At 35.6% G+C, this 22,445-nt stretch carries 16 protein-coding genes and 1 riboswitch; of the genes, 14 read left to right on the plus strand and 2 right to left on the minus strand.

Annotation, left to right across the window (positions count from 1 at the left end; all coding sequences use genetic code 11):
* Window positions 1-518: 518 nt before the first annotated feature.
* The 5 genes from V7138_RS22415 to V7138_RS22435 all read left to right on the plus strand — a co-directional run bounded on the left by V7138_RS22415 (window position 519) and on the right by V7138_RS22435 (window position 10,146).
* Entirely contained in the window at window positions 519-3,641 is a 3,123-nt protein-coding gene (locus V7138_RS22415; protein WP_335401804.1) for a S8 family serine peptidase, read from the plus strand.
* A 306-nt stretch (window positions 3,642-3,947) separates the two neighbouring features.
* The gene (locus tag V7138_RS22420; protein ID WP_335401806.1) at window positions 3,948-6,914 is read left to right on the plus strand and encodes a leucine-rich repeat domain-containing protein; all 2,967 of its coding nucleotides are present in this window, start codon (window positions 3,948-3,950) and stop codon (window positions 6,912-6,914) included.
* A 78-nt stretch (window positions 6,915-6,992) separates the two neighbouring features.
* Window positions 6,993-7,577 carry a hypothetical protein gene (locus V7138_RS22425; protein ID WP_335401807.1) on the plus strand — a complete coding sequence of 195 codons (585 nt, stop codon included), beginning with the start codon at window positions 6,993-6,995 and terminating at the stop codon, window positions 7,575-7,577.
* A 137-nt stretch (window positions 7,578-7,714) separates the two neighbouring features.
* Window positions 7,715-7,800: riboswitch (cyclic di-GMP riboswitch) on the plus strand.
* A gap of 46 nt (window positions 7,801-7,846) precedes the next feature.
* The gene (locus V7138_RS22430) at window positions 7,847-8,011 is read left to right on the plus strand and encodes a hypothetical protein (RefSeq protein WP_335401810.1); all 165 of its coding nucleotides are present in this window, start codon (window positions 7,847-7,849) and stop codon (window positions 8,009-8,011) included.
* A gap of 125 nt (window positions 8,012-8,136) precedes the next feature.
* On the plus strand, window positions 8,137-10,146 hold the full coding sequence (locus V7138_RS22435) for a penicillin-binding transpeptidase domain-containing protein (protein WP_335401811.1): 2,010 nt from the start codon (window positions 8,137-8,139) through the stop codon (window positions 10,144-10,146).
* A 157-nt stretch (window positions 10,147-10,303) separates the two neighbouring features.
* On the opposite strand, the gene V7138_RS22440 is transcribed toward V7138_RS22435, so the two are convergent.
* Entirely contained in the window at window positions 10,304-11,056 is a 753-nt protein-coding gene (locus V7138_RS22440) for a WecB/TagA/CpsF family glycosyltransferase (protein WP_335401813.1), read from the minus strand.
* 290 nt (window positions 11,057-11,346) lie between these two features.
* Here V7138_RS22440 and tagD point away from each other — a divergent pair, with 290 nt between their 5' ends.
* From tagD to V7138_RS22480, 8 genes are all read left to right on the plus strand, one after another.
* Window positions 11,347-11,748 carry a glycerol-3-phosphate cytidylyltransferase gene (gene tagD, locus V7138_RS22445; protein WP_335401816.1) on the plus strand — a complete coding sequence of 134 codons (402 nt, stop codon included), beginning with the start codon at window positions 11,347-11,349 and terminating at the stop codon, window positions 11,746-11,748.
* Window positions 11,741-12,925 carry a CDP-glycerol glycerophosphotransferase family protein gene (locus tag V7138_RS22450; protein WP_335401818.1) on the plus strand — a complete coding sequence of 395 codons (1,185 nt, stop codon included), beginning with the start codon at window positions 11,741-11,743 and terminating at the stop codon, window positions 12,923-12,925. The genes tagD and V7138_RS22450 overlap by 8 nt, the downstream gene beginning before the upstream one ends.
* 13 nt (window positions 12,926-12,938) lie before the next feature.
* Complete coding sequence (locus tag V7138_RS22455; protein ID WP_335401822.1) at window positions 12,939-13,745, plus strand: ABC transporter permease; 807 nt, start codon at window positions 12,939-12,941, stop codon at window positions 13,743-13,745.
* A 162-nt stretch (window positions 13,746-13,907) separates the two neighbouring features.
* Entirely contained in the window at window positions 13,908-14,624 is a 717-nt protein-coding gene (locus V7138_RS22460; protein ID WP_335401825.1) for an IspD/TarI family cytidylyltransferase, read from the plus strand.
* Window positions 14,617-15,642 carry a ribitol-5-phosphate dehydrogenase gene (locus V7138_RS22465; protein ID WP_335401827.1) on the plus strand — a complete coding sequence of 342 codons (1,026 nt, stop codon included), beginning with the start codon at window positions 14,617-14,619 and terminating at the stop codon, window positions 15,640-15,642. The genes V7138_RS22460 and V7138_RS22465 overlap by 8 nt, the downstream gene beginning before the upstream one ends.
* A gap of 34 nt (window positions 15,643-15,676) precedes the next feature.
* Window positions 15,677-16,837, plus strand: a complete 1,161-nt coding sequence (locus V7138_RS22470; RefSeq protein WP_335401829.1) for a CDP-glycerol glycerophosphotransferase family protein — start codon at window positions 15,677-15,679, stop codon at window positions 16,835-16,837.
* Between the two features lie 36 nt (window positions 16,838-16,873).
* A complete protein-coding gene (locus tag V7138_RS22475; protein ID WP_335401830.1) occupies window positions 16,874-18,727 on the plus strand; it encodes a CDP-glycerol glycerophosphotransferase family protein in 1,854 nt (617 codons plus the stop codon).
* A 13-nt stretch (window positions 18,728-18,740) separates the two neighbouring features.
* Window positions 18,741-20,747: a glycosyltransferase gene (locus V7138_RS22480; protein WP_335401833.1), complete on the plus strand. Its 2,007-nt coding sequence runs from the start codon at window positions 18,741-18,743 to the stop codon at window positions 20,745-20,747.
* Between the two features lie 171 nt (window positions 20,748-20,918).
* Here V7138_RS22480 and V7138_RS22485 read toward each other — a convergent pair whose 3' ends face one another.
* Window positions 20,919-21,752 carry a CatB-related O-acetyltransferase gene (locus tag V7138_RS22485; RefSeq protein WP_335401835.1) on the minus strand — a complete coding sequence of 278 codons (834 nt, stop codon included), beginning with the start codon at window positions 21,750-21,752 and terminating at the stop codon, window positions 20,919-20,921.
* A 369-nt stretch (window positions 21,753-22,121) separates the two neighbouring features.
* On the opposite strand from V7138_RS22485, the gene V7138_RS22490 reads away from it, so the two are divergent.
* Complete coding sequence (locus V7138_RS22490) at window positions 22,122-22,397, plus strand: hypothetical protein (protein ID WP_335401838.1); 276 nt, start codon at window positions 22,122-22,124, stop codon at window positions 22,395-22,397.
* Window positions 22,398-22,445: the final 48 nt, after the last annotated feature.

The following is a 22,445-nucleotide window of genomic DNA, read 5'->3' on the forward strand; positions in this document are numbered from 1 at the left end:
CAACGAATCTGTCCCCCGTCCCTGAACCTCGTCCCGATTCTTCCCAGCGGTGGGTAAGCGAAATCAAACAGTTCTACAGCCCAAGTGAATAGACGCATAATCTTAGGAAGTGACGCAAATCCGTGTGAATCGATGCATAAACTTGTGAACAGACGCAAATCCAAGCCAATCGACGCATATCTCCGGATCTGACTGGCATATTTTTTAGGACAGACACTATGCGGCCATCAACTTGTACCCACAAAACTTAATTCCTTTACACTACTTCAGAAACAATGAAACTACCTCTATCTCCCTCATATTACCTATACTCAAACCCTCCTATTCTCCTAAATCGACAAATTCCAACAAGGTCTAATCCCGTTTTTAGCCTAATTTAACTATGACTTTTAGTGCTAGTCCCAGAAATAGTATTTTAGTATAGTGTGAATACCCAGAAAATTTTGTAACGTTTCGGAGTCGAAATTTTCGTGAAGGGGACGATTTTCGTAGTTTTATATGTAAAAGGGAGGATGAAAATGGCTAAGAGAATTACGGCATTATTACTAGTTTTACTACTTGCATTTAGTGGTAGCGCATTCGCTATTACAGGCGGGTTTACGCCATCCCAACTAGATGCACAGAAACCTTCGAGTGACATCGCAAACAGAGAAGCGACGGACCTGCCAAATATTGACCCTGAACAAGAGGTGCGTGTTGTCGTCGAAATGGACGGAGATGCTCCGGTCGAAGTAGCAACGAAAAAGGGTAAAAAGTATGACCAGCTTTCAAAAGGGGAAAGAAAGCAACTAGAAAAAGCTGCGAAGAACCAGCAAAAAGCAGCGAAGGATAAAATCAAAGGAAAAAAAGTAAACATCAAGTATGAGCAAGAATTCGATGCGATTGTGAATGGCTTCAGTGGAAAAGTGAAATACGGGGATATTACAAAAATCAAAGAAGTCCCTGAAGTTAAAAATGTATTCATCGCAACTGAGTACGAGCTTCCAGAAGAAGAAGCAGACATGAAATACAGTAAAGAGCTAGTGGAAGCACAGCAAGTTTGGCGTGACTTTGGTTATAAGGGGGAAGGCATGATTGTTGGAATCATCGACTCTGGAATCGACCCTTCTCACAAAGACCTTGTTTTAACCGACAGTTCTTCAGCTGACTTATCAGAGGCTGATGTCAACAGCGCCATTTCTGAGTTCGGTCTTCCAGGAAAGTTCTGGACCGATAAAGTTCCTTACGGTTGGAACTACATGGATAACAGCGAGAATATTGTTGACACAAATGCGAATACAAATATGCACGGTATGCACGTAGCGGGAACAGTTGCGGCAAACGGTGACGAAGAAAATGGTGGCATCCAGGGTGTTGCTCCAGAAGCGCAATTACTTGCTTTACGTGTATTTGGTGAAAATGTAGCCTCTACTTATGGTGACATTTACATCAAAGCAATTGATGATGCTATTAAGTTAGGCGCGGACGTTCTTAACATGAGTCTTGGGTCCACAGCGGGATTTGTAAATGCTGAATCTCCTGAGCAACAAGCGGTTAAACGTGCTGTTGAAAATGGAGTGGTCATGTCGATTTCGGCTGGGAACTCCACATACTTTGGAAATGGTTATTTCTATCCGTATGCTTCAAACCCTGACTATGGGTTAGTAGGTTCACCAGGTGTATCCTATGATTCACTTCAGGTTGCATCATACGAGAACACGAACATGACTGTGGACGCAGTTAGTGTACAAGTAGGCGAGGAAGAACCAACTCAAGTGATGTATTTATCAGCAAGTCAGGCGGATCCAGTGGGTGGGACAAGCTATGAACTAGTGTATGCTGGCCTTGGAACTCCTGAAGATTTTGCTGGTAAAAATCTAGAGGGCAAATATGCATTAGTTCAACGTGGTTCAATCGGCTTTGTCGACAAAGCAATTAATGCACAGAACGCGGGTGCAGCAGGTGTATTCATCTATAACAACACAGATGGAACAGTAAGCATGGCATCTGATGCAGCGATTACGATTCCACAATTATTCATGTTAAAAGCAGACGGTGATCGCGCTGCAGCAGCACTTAAAGCAGGACAAACAGTTACCATTTCGTTTGATGGAAACCAAATGTCCATTCCAAACACAAATGCTGGAAAAATGAGTGACTTCTCATCTTGGGGAATTACACCAAACCTTGATTTCAAACCAGAAATCACAGCTCCAGGCGGGCAAATTTACTCAACACTTAATGACGATAAATATGGCATTAAGAGCGGTACATCAATGGCGGCTCCACACGTAGCAGGTGGTTCGGCATTGGTATTAGAACGCGTAGACTCTGAATTCGCACTTGAAGGTGCAGCAAGATCAGAGCTTGCCAAAAAATTCTTAATGAACACCGCTAGTCCAGTCGACTTTGGTGGAGCACCAGTTTCGCCGCGTCGTCAAGGTGCAGGTTTGATGCAGCTTCATGCAGCACTAACAACACCTGTTATCGTGACGGAATCAAACACTGGCGAATCAAAAGTAGCTCTTAAAGAAGTAAAAGACAATGTTGTTACATTCTCATTAACAGCTGAAAACCTTTCAGACAAAGAAGTAGCTTATGAAGTAACTGCGAGTGCTCAAACAGATAGACCTGTTAATGGTGGAGGAGTATTAGTTTCAGCTCCTAACATGTTTGGTGCAATCGATTTAGGCGGAATTACAACAGTTAACGGTAAAGCAACAAGCACAATTGAAGTACCTGCCAATGGTTCAAAAACATTTGAAGTATCTGTAGATGTAAGTGAGTGGGATGAGGATCTAAAATCTATCTTCACAAATGGCTATTGGTTAGAAGGCTTTGTAAAATTAGTTGATCCAACAGATAGTAACCCAGATTTAGTCGTGCCTTATGTAGGCTTCAAAGGTGACTGGAATGCAGCGCCAATTTTTGACGCTCCAATTTGGGATGAAGCAACGTTTTACGGAACAACTGGTATCATGTCACATGTGAGTGGCAGCAGCTATAAATACCTAGGTGTCAGCCAAGCAACTGGTCAGATTGATACAAACTTAATCGCAATCTCACCAAATGGAGACGGAACTAACGACAGCGCAACTTATCTGTTATCGTTCCTTCGAAATGCAAAAGAATTTAACCTTTCCGTTCTAAATGAAGATGGCAAGGTTGTAAAAGAAATTACGTCCGAGGAATTTGTCCGCAAGAACTACTATGACGGTGGACAAGGCCAAATGTACTACCTCATCTCTAATTGGACGTGGGATGGAACAGCCCATAATGGCAAGGTTGTACCAGATGGCCAGTATTACCTACAGGCAGAAGCGACGCTTGACTATGACGGTGCAGAAGCACAAACCCTAACAATCCCAGTCAAACTGGACGTAACAACACCGAAACTTAAAACAAAACTAGACGGTCAAACGATTTCAGTTGACGCTTCAGACAAAACAAGTGGCATCGCATACTGGGATGTATACGTTGATGGTAAACCAGTCACAGAAGCACCATACGTAAATGGTGAAACGCAACACATTCTCGCTGCACCAGTTACAAAAGATCAAACTGTAAAAGTAGTCGCAGTCGACTACGCTGGTAACGTCACTGAGAACACTGTTAAAGTCGGAAACAACGGTAATAACGGAAACGCAGGAAATAAAAACTAATCTATGAGACTAGCAATCAGTTTTGGTTGCTAGTCTTTTTTTTGTAACTGGAGGAATTGCTATAAAGCAATTATTCCCGGCTAAAGCAATTATTCAAAATAAGACGCAAATCCGTCCCGTTAATGCGCAATTCCCCGTAATAAAACGCAATTACAGAAAAAACGTGAGAACTAGCTCAAATTCAATATTTTCACCCTCCGAAATATGTTAAATATAGGAAAAATTAGATACTAATTTCCTATCCTCTGATATATAATATCCTGGATGGTTTCTATTATTATAGTAATCCAGTAGGAGGAAAGAAAAATGCGAAATCGAAAATGGCTGCATATTAGTATGGTCCTAGTATTACTGCTTTCATTCATGAGTCCATTGACCATCAACAAGACTCATGCTGAAACAGGGCTAAGCCAACTAACTTTGACAGAGTCAGAGAATGGTGTCACCTTATCGTGGGAAGTTTCACTCCCACAAGATGAAGAAATCACAAACTACCAATTAAACAAAAACGGACAAACAACTCAAATTGAACCCATTGTCCAAAATGAAGATGGAAACATCAAACAGTATACATATGAAGACACAGATATCTTACCGAACACCACGTATACATATGAAATGACAGCAATCACTTCATCTGGAAATCTAATAACAAGTGAAGTGGTCGAGCATCTTTTCAAAGGAACAACTCAAGAAGATAGCGAACAAGACCCAGCCGAAGCTACAGAACAACCGGCTGAAGCAACACAACCAACTGAAGCTCAAGACCCAGCACAAACCCAAGACCCAACTGAGGCGTCAGAAGAAGTGGTGGTCACAAACATCAAGATTGCCACAACGGAAGGCAACATCCCTTGGGGATTTGACTATTCCATTATTGGAGTTAGTGAAAATGTAGCTGAAATTCAATTCGCTGGGTACCTAGATGAGGAAGGATATTTTGTTGATTTTGACACGGAAACGAAGAATCTAGAACTTCCGACTGGAACATATCAGCTTATCACATTCAACTATTCTACGGAGGAAGAAATAACCGCTGAATTTAAAGTGGAAAGCGAGCGCGATTACCTAGCGAACCCAATTGAAATTCTTTTAGATGATGAAAAATTAATCATTAAAAAGGAATTGTATGTGGAAGGCGTAACCGAGCAATCGGTCTCCATCTATTGGGATGAGCCTTCGGAGCCAAAGACATTTAAGAAATACGCAGTGTATCTGAATGACGAGTTAGTAGAAGAAATAACGGACCTGTATTCGACGACTTATACGTTCAACGATCTTCAGCAGGAAACAACCTATCAGTTAAAAGTAGATATTTTCTACAAGGATGGAACAGTTGAGACCCTAGAAACGGAAGCGACAACAATTGCACCGCCAACTGGAGAAATCGTTAAATTTAAAGATGAAAATTTAAAAATGGCTGTTTCAGACACGTTGAAAATCTATCATCGTGACATCTATGTTGATGATATGGAAAGACTGGAGTATTTAGATGGAAGCTACTTAGGGATTCAGGATCTAACGGGTATTCAGTACGCGACGAATCTTGTCGATCTGATGCTTAGCGGAAATGAAATCAAGGATGTAACACCAATTAAAGATCTTACAAATCTTTGGCACCTTGATCTAGATGAAAACCAGATTTCGTCTATTAACAATCTGGCAAACTTAAAAAATCTCGATACCCTCTATCTTGCATATAACGAACTAGAAGATATAAATGTATTGCTTGAATTAGAGAATTTAAGCTATGTGTCACTGTTTGGCAATTATGGACTCGACTATACAAAAGGGTCAGAGGACATGGAGGTTATCAAAAAACTTCATGAAAAAGATGTAACTGTGGAGTGGAGCGATATCTGGCATGACCTTTTCGTAACAAACGTAACCGAATCCACGGTGGAATTTGAGATAAGCTTCTACGATATAATTGAAAATATTAACAAGTATATCATCTATGTAAATGGTGAGGAAGTTGGAGAGACACCAGCGTCAAAACCATACTATACATTAACTGGACTTGACCCGTTATCAGACCTGGATATCACGGTTGAGGGTGTGGATGAGGACGGCTTTGTCTGGGGCAGTGCCTATGCGTATGTAAAAACGCCTCCGACTCCGTCTGGAAAACCTGTTCAATTATCTGACCCTGCGTTAGAAGAAGCAGTTAGGGAAGCATTACGGATCACAACACGCGAACTCGTGGAGAGTGACTTGACCATTTTATACAGTCTTGATGCAATGAACAGAGGCATCAGAGATCTGTCAGGACTTGAGAAGGCTATTAATCTTGAAGAATTGTATTTAGATAGGAACGAAATCACGAGCGTTAAGCCACTTGAAAATCTAACGGAACTCACATATCTATCATTAGCACGTAACAAGATCGAAGATATTTCACCATTGAAAAATCTAACAAACCTAGAGTTCTTAGGTTTAGATGGGAATAAAATTGAGGACATTAGCATACTGTCTGGGTTCACAAATCTTTCATTCCTAACGTTACAACGCAATAAAGTCAAGGACATTACTTCGTTAGATAACCTGGATATTGGGGTTCTAGACATTAGCTACAATGAAATTACTGATATTTCGAGTTTGCTAACGCTGGAAAGTTTGATACTTGTGATGTTAATAAAAAATCCATTAGATTTAACAGATGGGTCTGAAGCACGGGGAATTATTGAGCAACTAGAAGAAAAAGGGGTCTATGTCCTTTATGAATACCTCGATATCTCTGTTGACCATGTTTCCGATTCGGAGATTGAGCTTAGCTGGGAACCTGTCACAACTGATGGATTTGAGGACTACACATATTCCGTTTTTGTAGATGGGGAAATGGTGGGGGAAGAAACAAAGGATGCAACCTACCTTATCACTGACCTCGATCCTGAAACGGAGTACGTTATTGAAATCGTTGGATTTGATGACAGTGGAGAACGCATCATCGCAGGAACGACTGTGGTAACGACCGCAGCAGAAGATGAAGAAGATCCTGTTGAAGAACCAGGTAACGAGACAGACCCTGAAGAAGGGGGCACACCTGTAGAACAGCCTGAAGATGAGTCTGATGATGAGGTGACAACACCAGGAAAGAGTCCTGAAAAAGGCAGCACACCAAAAAATAACGATAAGCAACAAGACAAGAAGAACAATGACAAAAAGCTCCCGACAACAGCGACAAATAACTACAATATATTAGTAATTGGCTTACTGTTACTAGGAGCAGGAATCATCGCCTTTTTCGCAACACGTAAAAAGCTAATACATTAATTAAAGAAAGCCTCTTGCCAACCAGCAAGGGGCTTTCAATAAAGTTCCGGCTTTAAGAATTCATTCGCGAGGTGCACAATGAATATTGTAATCTTCATACTCGTTCTTGCATTTGCCATGTATTCGTTCTTCTATAAAAAACAGAACGAGGAATTTGAAATTGATTCATCTTTATTGAAGCCCGTATTCAAACAATATGTAAATTTTCTCGGCTTCGGTATGATGATTTCCATCCTTGGGTGGTTCATTTTTAAGGAAGCCCTTTTACTTTGGTTCTTTTTCTATACGTCCATTGTCGCTGTTCTACTTATTAGTTTAGCTCAAAAAAAGGACCGCCTAAAAAGTTTTTCAATCGGTTCTTTGGTCTTTGCTGTTGTATTCTGCATCTTAAGGGTTCCAACCCATCCAGATTCGTTCCAGCAGTGGCTGGGTGAAAATAAACAACTCTATTGTCCAAGTGGCTTTGATTGTGTGAAAGTATCGACCTCGATTGAGGGAGAGAACCTCGTTACAAAATCTGAAATTGTACCGATCCACTTTTATGACATGAACTGGTATCTATTATTTGCAACCGGTGACTTCTCATACATAGATAGCGATGGCAATGAAGTGCAGTACGAAGGAGTAAACATAGCAGGATGGTGGTTTGAAACCAGCAATTGAGCAATGGTCGTAAACCTTCCTATATTAAACATCCACCTGACTATCAAAGGAAACGTCAATTTATGTCGAAAATAGGACTAAAGACTCTTTTGCAATCCAAATGACCTATTCTATAGTAGTAGATGGAAAGCATAAATCGTACGAAACGGCAAAATCATTGAAAGATGATGACGCAAAACTAGAGGGGCTAAGGTCTTTTGGACTATGTCAGCCAGTTTCCGAAACGAAACTCCGTCGATTTATGTAGTATATCGTTGGAGGAATAGGTAATGAAGAAAATGATTTTTAAAGCCAAGTATTATTGGCATAGTTTTCAATTTAACAGAAATCGAGCGATGCTTGAAGGTTGTTTATGCCAAGACATCAGAACCAATCTTGAATCGAAAATGCAGTACCATGAACGTGAAGCGATCACGTATGTTGCGAAAAAATAATGAACGACCCTCACCTGTGTTAGGTGGGGGTTTTGTGTTTTTGAACGTTTATCCTTCAAAAAATACCAAAAAGTGTATTATACTTGAGGGTATAGAAAATGGACACAGAGGTGAGGGAGCGAACGATGAAAAAAATCCTTATATTAGTTGTAAGCCTTTTAATGAGCTCGATGATTTTATCTGGCTGCGAAGAAGATCCAAAGCCAGACGACAGGTTCAATGCCTTTATTTCAGACTGGGCCAAGCAAGACTTCGGGAAAGTGTATGAACAATTTTCAACGGATACTAAAGAAACGGTAAACAAGGACGAATTCGTTGAGCGTTTTACGAAAATTTACAGTGATATTGATGTTAGTAGTCTGAATATCGATTTCAAAACGTCAGAAGAAGAAATGGAGCCAAATGACCAAGGCGAGGTCACTTTTACATATGACTTATCGATGGAAACCATAGCAGGTCCTATTGAATTTTCAGAGCAAGTAACACTTGTTTTAGAAGAACAAGAAGATGAGAAAAAGTGGACCGTTCGATGGGAACCAGCCATGTTCTTTCCTAACATGGAAGAAGGCGATGAGATTGGGCTCGAACTCGCATCTCCTACACGTGGGGAAATCCTCGATCGAAACGGTGTCCCGTTAGCGGAAAATGGACTCGTTTATGAAATCGGAATGGTTCCACAGGACCTCGTTGAAAATAAAGATGCGACAATTGAAAAAGTAGCAAAGTTATTAAAAATGAAGCCTGAATCGATTCAAAATGCATTAAATGCTACATGGGTTCAGCCTCATTATTTTGTGCCAATCACAAGGTTGCCACTAGAGGAGCAGGACCTTGCGACAGAAGTAACCCAGATAAAAGGCGTACTTTCACAAAAAGTAGAATCTCGGGTGTACCCATTTAAGGAAGCGACTGCACACTTAATTGGTTACATTGGAAAAGTAACGGCAGAGGACTTGAAGAAACTTGAGGGCAAGGGCTATTCTGCGAATGATGTCGTTGGGAAAAAAGGTCTTGAGTTCGTTTTCGAGGACCAATTAAAAGGAGAAAAGGGCGTACATCTCTTCCTTAAAAAGGCGAATGGCGAAGAGAATGTCACACTTGCAAAAACAGAAGCAAAAGACGGCGAACCAATCACTCTCACGATTGACATTGATGTGCAAAACACGGCATATGACCAACTCAGCGGAAATGCTGGGGCTGCCGCTGCCATTCACCCATTAACAGGTGAGGCACTTGCGCTTGTAAGTAGTCCGTCGTTTGACCCAAATGCATATGTTCTAGGTAATGCTCCACATCAAGCATTAAATGAAGATCCACTTAAACCATTATTGAATCGTTTTATCTTGACCTATGCTCCAGGTTCAAGCTTTAAACCGGTCACAGCTGGAATCGCACTTGAGAATCAGGTAATTACTCCAGATACGAACATCGACATTAAGGGTAAGCAATGGAAGAAGGACAGCTCATGGGGCGGATATTCGATCACAAGAGTAACGGACCTGGGAAAACCAGTAAATTTAAGAGATGCTTTTATCCACTCTGACAATATTTATTTCGCACAAGCTGCATTAGGGATTGGTGGAGAAAAGTTTGAAAGTGAACTAACGAAGTATGGATTTGGCGAACCTTTCCCATTTGATTATCCAGTATATGAGTCAAAGGTTTCAAACGAGGGCCTAAACTCTGAAGTTTTAACAGCCGATACCGGCTATGGCCAGGGTCAGCTTGAGATGAGTCCAATTCACTTAGCGGTTTCCTATACACCACTACTTAATGAAGGAAACTTAATCCAACCAAAACTCATCTTAGATGATTCGGAAGCGAAAGTATGGAAGGAAAATATCCTTTCACCTGAATATGCAAGAATCATATTGGATGATCTTGTTCAGACGGTCGAGAATCCAAAAGGAACAGCACATGATGCGAAAATAGACGGCATCAAGCTTGCAGGAAAAACAGGAACAGCTGAATTAAAAGCAAGCAAAGAGGAAGACGGCCAAGAAAACGGATGGTTCGTTGCAGTCAACACCGAAAATCCAAGCCTATTAGTGGCGATGTTGATTGAAGACGTGAAAAATGGAAGTCATGATGTGACACCTAAAGTCAAAGCTGTGTTTGAGTCGGTGATGAAATAATGGGAAGTGGGATCTTATCCTACAAAAAAGCCAGTCACTGTTTTTATAACGGTGACTGGCTACTTTATTGTATTGAACTATTGGTGATAACGTAGACCAACCTCGGGAACCAAACCTCATATTGGATGAAGAACTTCACTCCATGGTGTACCCTCGCCTAAATTTTAGAAACGTTTTTTTTAGTAGCCTTTCGGTATTTTCGGTTGATTACACGAAGCATGAATTGCGGGATTGCCACGGCACGTTTCAATCGCGCGGGCTCCTTCATAATCCTGTAAGCCCATTCAAGGTTAAGATTACGCCAAAGTTCTGGTGCTCGATTGACAACCCCAGCCCATACATTGAAACAGCCACCAAGACCAATAAAAAGCCCTTTGTTAAAATGATGCTTATTAGATGCAATCCATTCTTCTTGTTTAGGAAATCCAAGTCCTAAAAAGACTATATCGGGCTCTGTTCTTTTTATCTCCTTAATTATTGGCTCATCGTCTTTAAAAAAGCCATGATGGTACCCTACAATATTGATATCCGGAAATGAAAGTTGTATGTTTTGGACAGTTAGGCCTATCACATCGGGTTCTGTTCCAAGAAAATAAACTTTATATTTATTTTGATTTGCAATATGCAAAAGTTCAGTCATGAAATCAAAACCCGTAATCCGTTCTTGAAGTGGGTTACCGAGTAATTTAGAGGCAATTGTTATCCCAATACCATCAGGGATAATATATTGAGCTTGTTTAAGAACCTTATCGTAGTATGGATGTGTGTTTGCGTACGTAACTATTTCAGGATTAGCTGTAACGATAAATGTCTTTTGTTCTTTTTGAACTCTCTCATGCATCTCATCAACGAATTCACTCATTGAATTATTAACAAAATCGTACCCCATTACTTTTTGAAATTTAAGCATTTTCCTTCCCCACTTATTTCTCTATTTAATATATTTTAGTTGTTATCGTTTACTAGTATGAAGAAAAAATACAGACATTTATTATAAATTGGTAAAGACATTTTCGCCTCGTTATATTGGACAACAAATATAGTTCTTTGGTAGTATACAATTGATAATTTTACCACAATGAAAGGAAAAAGTGTGGATTATTGACATTTTTTTATAAAGCTCTACTATTTTATAGTATAGTAACTTTTATGGGTTAAAATAAACAACATATATCTAGATTTGTAAAAGGAGGTCGAGTTGTGACGAAAATCATAACATACGGGACCTTTGACTTATTGCACTGGGGGCACGTAAATTTATTAAAAAGATGTAAGGAGCTAGGATCTCATCTTACAGTTGGTTTATCAACTGATGAATTTAATCAGGTTAAAAATAAAAAGGCGTACCATAGTTATGAACATAGAAAATATATTTTGGAAGCAATTCGCTATGTAGACCAAGTCATTCCTGAAGAAAACTGGGAACAAAAGATTCCAGATATACAAAAATATCAAATTGATTTATTTATTATGGGAAATGACTGGAAAGGGAAGTTTGATTATTTGAAAGAATATTGTGAAGTAATATATCTCCCAAGAACACCAATTATTTCTACAACAAAAATAAAAAAGGATAATTTTACGATAGAATACAATGGGTAAAGAATTTGTTATTTCCGTCTATTTATTTTTAATCAAGATTATATTTAACATAAATAAAATTTTTCCAATTCAGAAGAAAGTTTCATTCGTAATTTCATTTGAGGAAAATGCAACATTCCTATATAAAGAAATGCAGCGACAACGAGTTCCTTTTAAGGTCGTGTTTCTTTGTAGCAATGTTGCTGTTTATCGTGCAATTAAAAATAAGTTTCCGAACGTGTCCGTTTACACTTTTACTTTAAAAAGTATTAAAGACTGGTTCACATCTATTTTTCATCTAGCGACATCAAAAATTCTGATAGTCGATAACTACTTTCCGTTTCTTGCACCAATCACATTCAAAAATGAAGTGGAGTGTATTCAAATTTGGCATGCCGCTGGAGCTCTAAAAACATTTGGACTCCAGGATAAGGCTATTTCCAAACGGACAACAAAAGCACACAAAAGATTTCAAAAGGTTTACGGCCAATTTCATAAGGTTGTTGTAGGTTCTGAAAAAATGGCCAGCATTTTTATGGAGTCCTTTGGTCTTTCGGCTAAAAGAATGTTGCCAACAGGAATCCCAAGAACAGACTTTTTCTTTGATAATGAGCAGCAAAAGCAGATTAAGGCAAAGCTTTATGAACAATACCCTTTATTTAAAGAAAAGGAAATTATTTTATATGCCCCTACTTTTCGACATGGGCAGCTAGATAATCAAGAAATAAATTTAGATATTGACCAGCTATATAAGAAGTTAAAGGACCGATTTGTTTTTATTATAAAACTGCACCCAGCAGTAAAAGTGAATATTGATTTTGAGAAGAAGTATCCAGGTTTTATCTATGACTTTTCTTCTTATAAAAATGTGAATAATATACTCGTAATTACAGATTATCTAATCTCCGATTACTCCTCTATACCATTTGAATTTGCAATCATGAATAAACCGATGATTTTTTATCCTTATGATCTAGAAGAATACAAAAGAGAACAAGGAGTGATTGAGAATTATGAAGAAATCATTCCAGGTTCAATTGTTCACAACACAGAAGAGATAGTTGAACTTGTATCGCATTCTCGGGTTGATCAAAGTAAGATTCGTGATTTTTCTGAAGAATGGAATGAATTTTCAAAGGGTGCCTCATCGAAACAGTTAGTTCAGTACATACTAAACAAAATAGATAGGTTGAAATAAAAGGGGAAACAAAATGAAATCAATGGTTACAGTAATAAAAGAGCATGTAAAAAACTTTTATTTAATTATACGTTTATCTTTTTTTGAAATAAAAAGTAGTAATAGTGATAATTATTTAGGAATCCTTTGGGAGATTTTAAATCCCACGATCCAAATCATGATTTTTTGGTTTGTATTCGGGTTTGGTATACGTGGTGGACAAGATGTAGGAAATATTCCCTTTTTGCCATGGTTATTGTCAGGAATCGTGGTGTGGTTTTTTATTAATCAATCCTTATTACAAGGATCTCGAGCAATTTACTCTCGTATAAATATTATTTCAAAATTAAACTTTCCAATCAGTGTAACACCAACATTTGTGATTGTATCTCATTTTTATCATCATATAATCCTTGTTGGAATCATCATGGCAATTTTGTATTTCTATGGATTTTCTGTTTCCATTTATATATTACAATTGCCGTATTTTACAATAGCTACTTTCGCCATTCTCATTTCACTTTCACTAATCACGTCAACATTAGCAACAATTGTTCGTGATGTGCAAATGGTCGTTCAATCTATAGTAAGAGTTTTGCTATATTTAACACCCATTCTATGGACCGTGGAGAAATTACCGGAGTTTATCCAAATTATAATGAAGATTAATCCATTTTATTACATTGTGGAAGGTTATCGTGCATCGTTACTTGGGTTAGATTGGTACTTTATTGAAAATATACAATATACCATCTACTTTTGGGCACTTGTATTCGTATTGTTTTTAATTGGCTCTATCTTACATGTGAAGTTTAGAAAACATTTTGTAGATTACCTATAACAAGAATAGGAAAATTTTGCTTTAAATAAATGGAAATTTGTAGTATTAATATAAAGAGTATAAGTCGAATTTCCTAGAAAAATGTAAAAAATATTATGTTATGAAAGATCGATCAAAAAAGATATTTAAAGGAAATACCGAAGAGAAAGGAATGTATATTTTATGATTTACGCTGAAATCCTTGCAGGAGGAAAAGGGACTAGGATGGGGAATGTAAATATGCCGAAGCAGTTTCTCCCCCTAAATAAAAAGCCTATTATTATTCATACTTTAGAAAAATTTATGTTAAATTCTGCGTTTGAAAAGATCCTTGTTGTAACCCCACGTGAGTGGATTAATCATACAAAGGACATTATTAATAAATTTATCGGGAAAAATGATCGGATTATTGTGGTAGAAGGCGGTAAAGACCGAAACGAATCGATCATGAATGGAATACGTCATATAGAATCTACCTTTGGTTTATTTGATGATGACTATATCGTGACTCACGATTCTGTACGTCCTTTTCTAACACATCGAATTATTATGGAGAACATTGAACAAGTTAAAAAATACAATGCTGTAGATACTGCAATTGAGGCAATTGATACAATTATTGAATCAGAAAATGGTGAAACCATCTCAAATATTCCGAAAAGGGACATCATGTATCAGGGACAGACGCCTCAAAGTTTCCACATTAAAACACTGGTTGATTATTATAATAAATTGACTCAAGAGCAGAAAGAAATCCTAACGGACGCTTGTAAGATATGTTCCCTCTTTGGTGAAGATGTAAAAATTGTAAAGGGAGAAGTATTTAATATTAAAATTACAACCCCTTATGATCTAAAGGTAGCGAATGCGATTATACAGGAGCGGATTAATAATGATTAATCAAGTTTATAGATTAGTGTCGCCTCGACAGTTTGAAATAAGCTATAAAGATCGTTCGATACGATCAGATCGTGTTATTGTTCGTCCTACTAATTTATCTATTTGTGCTGCTGATCAAAGATACTACACAGGAACCCGTGGAGAAGAAGCGCTATCAAAAAAATTGCCAATGGCTTTGATACATGAGGCTATTGGCGAAATCGTATATGATCCCGAAGGAGAATTTCAACCAGGAACGAAAGTAGTAATGGTTCCAAATACTCCGAGTGAACAGGATGACATTGTCGCGGAAAATTATCTTCGTTCAAGTAAATTTCGCTCAAGTGGTTATGACGGGTTTATGCAGGATTATGTATTTCTTCAAAGAGATCGGTTTGTAGTTCTTCCCGAGAATGTAAATGTTCATGTAGCTGCATTTACTGAACTGATAACAATAGCCATGCATTCCATTACAAGATTTGAACGACTTGCACATCGTCGTCGTAACACATTTGCCGTATGGGGAGATGGAAATCTTGGCTATATTACTTCACTTATTTTGAAAAAGAAAATTCAAGGTTCAAAGGTAATCATTTGTGGTAAAACCCAATATAAGCTTGATAATTTTTCATTTGTAGATGAGGTTTATAATATTAATGAAATTCCTGATGAAGTAACATTTGATCATGCGTTTGAGTGTGTAGGCGGAATAGGTAGCCAATATGCAATTAACCAAATCATTGATCATATATCCCCAGAGGGCTCAATTTCAATGTTAGGCGTATCTGAATATCCCGTCGAAATTAATACAAGAATGGTACTAGAAAAAGGGATTACCCTAATTGGAAGTAGTAGAAGTGGTTATCATGACTTCAAAAATACGGTCGACTTTTTGTCAGAAAATCCAGATGTAGTTGATTATCTTGAAACTTTAATCGGTTCTGTAAATGAAGTAAGGTGTATTCAAGATGTTATTAATGCGTTTGAAAAAGATTTATCCACTTCTTGGGGGAAAACTGTGATGGAATGGAAGATATAACTTTCCAATCATATAAAATGAAAAGGAACATACAATGAGGTCAATAAAATTTCTTCCGACAGTAATTGTTAAGCTATTAATTAACATATTATATAAGTTATTTTCAATTATGTTTCCAATTAACATAAGAAAAATAACATTTGCCTCTTTTCGTTCGAGTTCAATCGAAGGAAATTTACTTTATTTGTTTAATGAAATAAAAAGAAACAAAAATAACATTACGTTTTCCTTTTTGTTTGGAAAATCCCCCAAAGGTTTCTTTGGTAAATTAAGTTTCATTAAACATATAGTAAAGGTAATATATCATCTTACCACATCGAGGTATTTTATAATTGATGATTATTATTTACCACTTTATTTTATAAAACCTAGAAAGGGTATAGAAATAATTCAGGTATGGCATGCAGCTGGTGCGTTTAAAAAATTTGGATATAGTACAATTGGAAAAGATTATGGTCCATCTCGTGAATATCTTAACATTATTAAAGTGCACTCAAATTATTCTTCAGTAATTGTAAGTACAAAAGAAGTTATTCCTATTTATTCAGAGGCCTTTAATATGCCTCCTTCAAAAATTTTGCCGCTTGGATTACCCAGAACTGATTATTTTTTTGAAGTTGAAAAACATCAGCTGTTAAAAGAACGCTTTATTAAAGAATTTCCGGAACTGAGAGGTAAGAAATTAATATTATATGCACCTACATTTCGAGGGAAAAATCGTCAAGTGCATTCCTTTGATTATTTTATTAACTTTAATGTTTTAAACAAAATGTTAAATGGGAAATACGTAGTTTTACTACATTTGCATCCATATATTAACAACAAAATAAATATAGATAAAAAATTATCCGGTTTTATTTATCTTATAGAGAAGAACTATACTATTGAGGAACTACTCATCTTATCAGACATTTTGATATCCGATTATTCATCAATAATTTTTGATTATAGTCTTTTACGTAAACCAATGGCATTTTTCGCAAAAGATTTGGAAGCATATATAAAAGAGCGAGATTTCTATTTTACCTACAAAGAATTTGTTCCTGGGCCAATATTTAGAGAAACGGAAAAACTAGGACTTTGGATAAAAAATGAAAGCTATAATATAGAGCGCATAAAAGAATTCCAGGAAAGATTTTTACCAAATTGTGATGGTACTGTTAGTGAAAGAATTGTAAAAGAGATTATTAAATAAATAAGATTTAAAAAGTTTTAGAAGCGGGTGTTTTGGATGTCAACAAAAGAAAAAATAAAACAAGTAAAATCAAAATTAAAAACTAACGAAGAGGAGGTTCCTTTATATACAGACGATGAAATAATTGTCATACATAAAGATAAATTAAGTGAAGCTTTACCGGTTCTTGAGGATATGGCTGAGGACATAGAAGTAACCCCACATAGAAAAATTACAAATATCCACTGGAACGGTCCAATTATGACGATTGAAGGATATTATTATTTAGAGGAATTACCATTACCCAATGATGATATTGTAAAAAAGAGGCTTGTACTGATTAATGAAAAGAATGATAGGATTAACATTCCTTTAATAGATGTAACTTTACACGAAATAAAATCAAATGATGAAATTGATAATTTATATTTATGGGCCGGTTTTGTAGGGAAAATTAATTTTGCTACAATCACGAAAAACAATAAACCATTACCAGCACAAACATATAAATTATATATTGAAATAGAGATAGATGGCATATTGAATAAGAAAACAAAAAAAATGTACCCTCTTGGGAACATTCAAAAATTTTTAAAACAAGATTTTTACACGTGTAAAATGGAATATTTTTCAGGAAAACAAGAAATGAAATATAATCTATTAGCAACTTATGATCAAAGCGAAAAAACGATGATGTTAGTATCAAGTAAGCTAAAGGATATTGATCCAACAAAGTACACATTAACTAAAGTGGATAAGGAAAGCTTCCTTTACCGTTTTATGAGGACGAAAGGATTTAGGTTTTTATACAACTTATTTACTTTTTTTCCTTTACAGGAGAAGAAGGTATTGTTTGCCTCGGATAGTAGAACAGACATGAGTGGAAATTTTCACTTTGTATATGAAGAAATGAAAAAAAGAAATTTAGATTTGGACTATCATTTCATGCTAAAGAAAGGAATTGCAGATCAAAAATCATTAAAGGAATTCGTTCAATTAGCATATGACCTAGCTACTTCTAAATTTATTATGCTGGATGATTTTTATCCAATGGTATACCCATTAAAAATTCGCAAAAATGCTGAACTTGTCCAACTGTGGCATGCAGTTGGAGCTTTTAAAACATTCGGTTATAGTAGAATGGGAAGACCTGGTGGACCGTCCCCTAAGTCAAAAAATCATAGAAATTACACAAAGGCTATTGTAAGTTCAGAAAATATTGCAAAACATTATGCTGAAGGCTTTGGAATAGACAGAGAAAAAGTGGTTGCAACTGGAATTCCTAGAACGGATGTATTCTTTGATAAAGAATATCAAAAGGAAGTAAAGGAATCACTCTATAAGGAATATCCATTCCTGAAAGACAAAAAAGTAATTACATTTGCGCCTACATTTCGTGGAAATGGACAGCAATCGGCTCATTATCCAATGGAAGTATTAAATCTAGAAAAACTGTATCATTCCCTAAAGGACGAATACGTATTTCTCTTTAAAATACATCCATTTGTGAAAAGTGACTTTAGTATTCCTTATCAATATAGTGATTTTTTCTACGATTTTTCATCATATCGTGAAATAAATGATCTTCTATTTATTACAGATATATTAATTACTGACTATTCATCAGTTTGTTTCGAATATGCATTATTAAATAAACCAATGCTATTCTTCTCATATGATATAGAAGAGTATGTTCAAAAAAGAGATTTTTATTATGATTATCAATCGTTTATTCCAGGTCCACTCGTAAGAACTACAGAGGACATGATTCAAACAATTCAAGAAGGTAATTTTGAAATACGAAAGATTAAACCATTTGTCAATTATTTCTTTGATGATACGGATGGAAAATCTAGTGAACGGGTAGTGGACACAATAATCTTAGGGGAAAAAAATAATTATAAACACTAATGGGGGATTTGAAGTGCAAAGGAAGTTTCCTAATAACTCAAATTACTATTTTATAGTCGGGAGTATAAGTGAAAGTTTTGGTGGTTTAACAAAGTCCATGTTAAAAAGGGCTAAGCTGTTTCAAGAATACCAAAGTGTCACTCCAGGAATATTAACATTTAATTTCAATATTGATTATGAGAAAATCAGAGAAAAGTTAGTAAAAGAAAATTTTATTTCCAAAGATATTAAGGTTATTAATATGTTCGAGTCATTATCTGGTGATAAATTTGAAGAACATGTAAAGCCTATACCAGTCTTGGACAACGATAAGTATAATATAGATCCAGTCAAAGATAGAAATTGTTATCGATATTATGAAAACGGAATGTATAAGATGTTCGTTAGTTATGAAAGGGAAGATGATAAATTAAAATTTATTGATTATTTTAATGAAAACCACTACAAGATTAGAAGGGAAGAATTTGATTCTTTAGGTTTTAAACGAAGGGAAATCCATGTTGATTATCTAAGTAACTCTGCATTACCCAGACAAGAGTTATATTATAACAGGTCTGGGAAATGTTATTTAAATATCTGGTATAAGACGGTGAACAACTCCAGTGAAATAGAAAGAATTCACCTTTTTAAAAATAAAGAAGTAATTGTTTTTTACAAAATGGACGATTTAAAAAAATATTGGCTGGAAAATTATCTTTCCATAGACCATAAGAATTTTTTAATTGTTGATGGACGAGCATTAGATCCGGTTGTATTATCTTTGTCCAAACCAAATACTTACAAAATATTTTTTACACATAGTACTCATTTAAGACCACCTTACTCTATAGATTCTGTAATAAGACTTGGCAATAGGCCAGTTTTAAATAATTTAAATGAAATTGATGCACTGATACTTTTAACAAATTATCAAAGAAACGATATTGAATTAAGGTTCGGGAAAAGAAATAATTATTTTGTTATACCACATTCTATTGAAATTACAGATAACTATACAAATCAAAAGGTTGAAAGAAAAAGATTTACTGCGGTAATGATGGCGAGATACCATGAAGAAAAGCAAATTGACCATGCAATAAAGGCTTTTAAAAAGGTAATTGAGGTTTATCCACTAGCGCAACTTGAAATATATGGATTTGGAGACGAAGAGGAAAATTTAAAAAGGCTAATCTTAGAACTTGGTTTAAACAAAAATGTTTTGTTAAAGGGCTTTACAAATTCTCCAGCTATGGTTTTAGAAGAGGCGACTTTATCAATATTAACAAGTAAGTATGAAGGTTTTGGATTAGCTATACTAGAGAGTCTAATGCATGGTTGTCCTTTAGTATGTTATGACATAAAATACGGTCCAAGTGATATGATTGATAATGGAAAAAATGGTTACCTTGTTGAGCCAAATAATATTGATTTGTTGGCTAAGAAAATAATTGAATTATTATCAGACAATGAGCGTTTAATTGAATTCTCAAATAATGCTCGTAAAAAGGCAAATGAATTTTCAAATGAAAGATTTATTAATGACTGGTCGAATCTCTTCAATACAATAATTGAAAATCATTCAAGTAAAATAAATTTACAATCTTTTGACTTTTTTATAGAAAAGTCTGATTGGAGTTCAAAAAGAAATTTAAGGTACAGTTTTGAGGGCGAGATATCGTATGAAGGTTTAAAGGACATCTCAAAAAGAGATATGTTAAATTATCGGGTAATTCTTAGAGAGAGAGAAACAAAAGAAATTATTGAAATAAATAGTGTTAAAGGAATTAATGGTTACAGTTTACATTGTGAATTGCTATTTGAAGAAATTATTCAAAATAATAATTTTGGTGAAGGTATTTGGGATGTTAATTTAATCATTTTTGGTAATAACTTTTATCAAGAGAAAAGGATTGGATACAAGAAAAGTGAATCTGCAAAAACCCAGAAGGAAATAATTAGTAACCATTATTCAAATCTAATATTTGAACCTTATTATACAAATCCGCATGGGAATCTTTCATTTAAGGTAATAAGAAAATAATCAAACAATGTTATGGGAACATAACATTGTTTCATGTTTCCCAAAAAATGAAAAATGGGATGATTGAAAATTTCTTTGATTAAATAAACTTAAAACCACCCAGGAGGTGGTTTTAGGTTTTTAGGTCATTTTTTGACACAATGCCTACTTAGATGGCAAGACATTAATATTTTAAAGTAGTTTTTCGAAATCTTTAACCGATAAAGATGGAGGGGTAAACGGTTCGATTTCTCCATTTTTCTTTAAAGTCTTAACAATTTTTATAAATTCTTTTATATCTGTGTCTCCAGTGATTCCTTTAAAATCGGCGAAACTATATTTCCACCATTTAAGTTCTAATAAATCACTTATAATCTCATCGGAAAATCTATTGCGAATGATTTTGGCTGGAGAACCCCCTACTATTGCATATGGTGGAACGTCTTTTGTTACAATAGAGCCTGCAGCAATAATTGCTCCATCACCGATTGATACGCCCTTCGAAACAAAGGTAACATCTTGTCCAACCCAAACATCATTACCAATTACTACAGGTGAACCATTTGGTTCTGGGTTAGGTACTCTATTAAACTTTTTATTATTTTCAGTTAAAAAGTCATTAATCGCTGAAACTTTTGTGTCATATGTCAGCATCGAAGTTGTAAACCTTGTTATTGGGTGGTTCCCTTGCATTCTTTTAACATTACTTGCAATTGATGAGTATCTTCCGATTATTGTATTTACAGGTAGCAAAGAATTGACAGATGTAAAAGAACCTATTGAATAAAAATATCCCCCTACTAGAAACATTGAATATGGCTCAATAACTGCAAAATCACTAACTTCAAACCAATCCTTATTTTTAATGAATCTTTGACGGTTACCATGTCTAGGTAAAGTATATATCTTATTCTGATTAAAAAAGCTTTCAAATTCCTCATTGTAAGTAAATCTTTTTCTAGAATGGCTTCTAGTATGAACGATATTATCTGCAAAAAACTCAATACCATTTATTGTACTGCTCATAAAATTTGTCCCCTTTTCTATATTATCTTTAGCTTTATTATCCCAATAACAGAGTGATTAATAATGTTTAACAAAAGTTATATAATAGTTAATAAATCATGCATCTGTATCAGTTGAGAATAATAAGAATTTCAGCACACTCCATTATTGATTGAAGATATACAGAACATAACAAAATTATACAAAAAGTTTACAAAAACAGCGAATAAATTTAAAGTTATTGTCGTAAAATAACAATAAACATTGTTTGTAATCAAAAAAAATCCATGGTACGGTTAAATTAATTAGATTTCCCAATATTTTACCTAAATAGGCTCCAAGTTCTAAGTTAATTGTTAGATTAACCAAAAAATTGAGGAGAGGATTAATATGAGAATAAGGGTAGTAAACTCAATTGTAGACGGAAATGGAAATCAAACTCCTATGCATATGATTGGTAATGAATATGATGTCATAAAGGAAGATCAGCTCGGTGTTTGGGTAAGAGCTGAAGGGAAATTAGATGCGTTTGTTTATTATGATGAGCTGGAGATTGTGGAGTTAAATGAAAACTACTATAATACATTTGGCCATTATTTACGAAACACGACCAAAGAAAAGTACTTTGACGAACTTAAATCAATGGGATGCGACCACTTATTATAATACTTAAAGCGGGATTCAATTATTTTGAGAAAATAATTGAATCCCGCT

The organism is Bacillus sp. JJ1533 (assembly GCF_036965045.1).
GTDB lineage: Bacteria > Bacillota > Bacilli > Bacillales > Bacillaceae_L > Ferdinandcohnia.

Excerpts from the sequence above, each read along its gene's own strand:
- V7138_RS22415 (WP_335401804.1), top strand. The coding sequence starts at position 519 with ATGGCTAAGAGAATTACGGCATTATTACTAGTTTTACTACTTGCATTT.
- V7138_RS22420 (WP_335401806.1), top strand. The coding sequence starts at position 3,948 with ATGCGAAATCGAAAATGGCTGCATATTAGTATGGTCCTAGTATTACTG.
- V7138_RS22425 (WP_335401807.1), top strand. The coding sequence starts at position 6,993 with ATGAATATTGTAATCTTCATACTCGTTCTTGCATTTGCCATGTATTCG.
- V7138_RS22430 (WP_335401810.1), top strand. The coding sequence starts at position 7,847 with ATGAAGAAAATGATTTTTAAAGCCAAGTATTATTGGCATAGTTTTCAA.
- V7138_RS22435 (WP_335401811.1), top strand. The coding sequence starts at position 8,137 with ATGAAAAAAATCCTTATATTAGTTGTAAGCCTTTTAATGAGCTCGATG.
- V7138_RS22440 (WP_335401813.1), bottom strand. The coding sequence starts at position 11,056 with ATGCTTAAATTTCAAAAAGTAATGGGGTACGATTTTGTTAATAATTCA.
- V7138_RS22450 (WP_335401818.1), top strand. The coding sequence starts at position 11,741 with ATGGGTAAAGAATTTGTTATTTCCGTCTATTTATTTTTAATCAAGATT.
- V7138_RS22455 (WP_335401822.1), top strand. The coding sequence starts at position 12,939 with ATGAAATCAATGGTTACAGTAATAAAAGAGCATGTAAAAAACTTTTAT.
- V7138_RS22460 (WP_335401825.1), top strand. The coding sequence starts at position 13,908 with ATGATTTACGCTGAAATCCTTGCAGGAGGAAAAGGGACTAGGATGGGG.
- V7138_RS22465 (WP_335401827.1), top strand. The coding sequence starts at position 14,617 with ATGATTAATCAAGTTTATAGATTAGTGTCGCCTCGACAGTTTGAAATA.
- V7138_RS22470 (WP_335401829.1), top strand. The coding sequence starts at position 15,677 with ATGAGGTCAATAAAATTTCTTCCGACAGTAATTGTTAAGCTATTAATT.
- V7138_RS22475 (WP_335401830.1), top strand. The coding sequence starts at position 16,874 with ATGTCAACAAAAGAAAAAATAAAACAAGTAAAATCAAAATTAAAAACT.
- V7138_RS22485 (WP_335401835.1), bottom strand. The coding sequence starts at position 21,752 with ATGAGCAGTACAATAAATGGTATTGAGTTTTTTGCAGATAATATCGTT.
- V7138_RS22490 (WP_335401838.1), top strand. The coding sequence starts at position 22,122 with ATGAGAATAAGGGTAGTAAACTCAATTGTAGACGGAAATGGAAATCAA.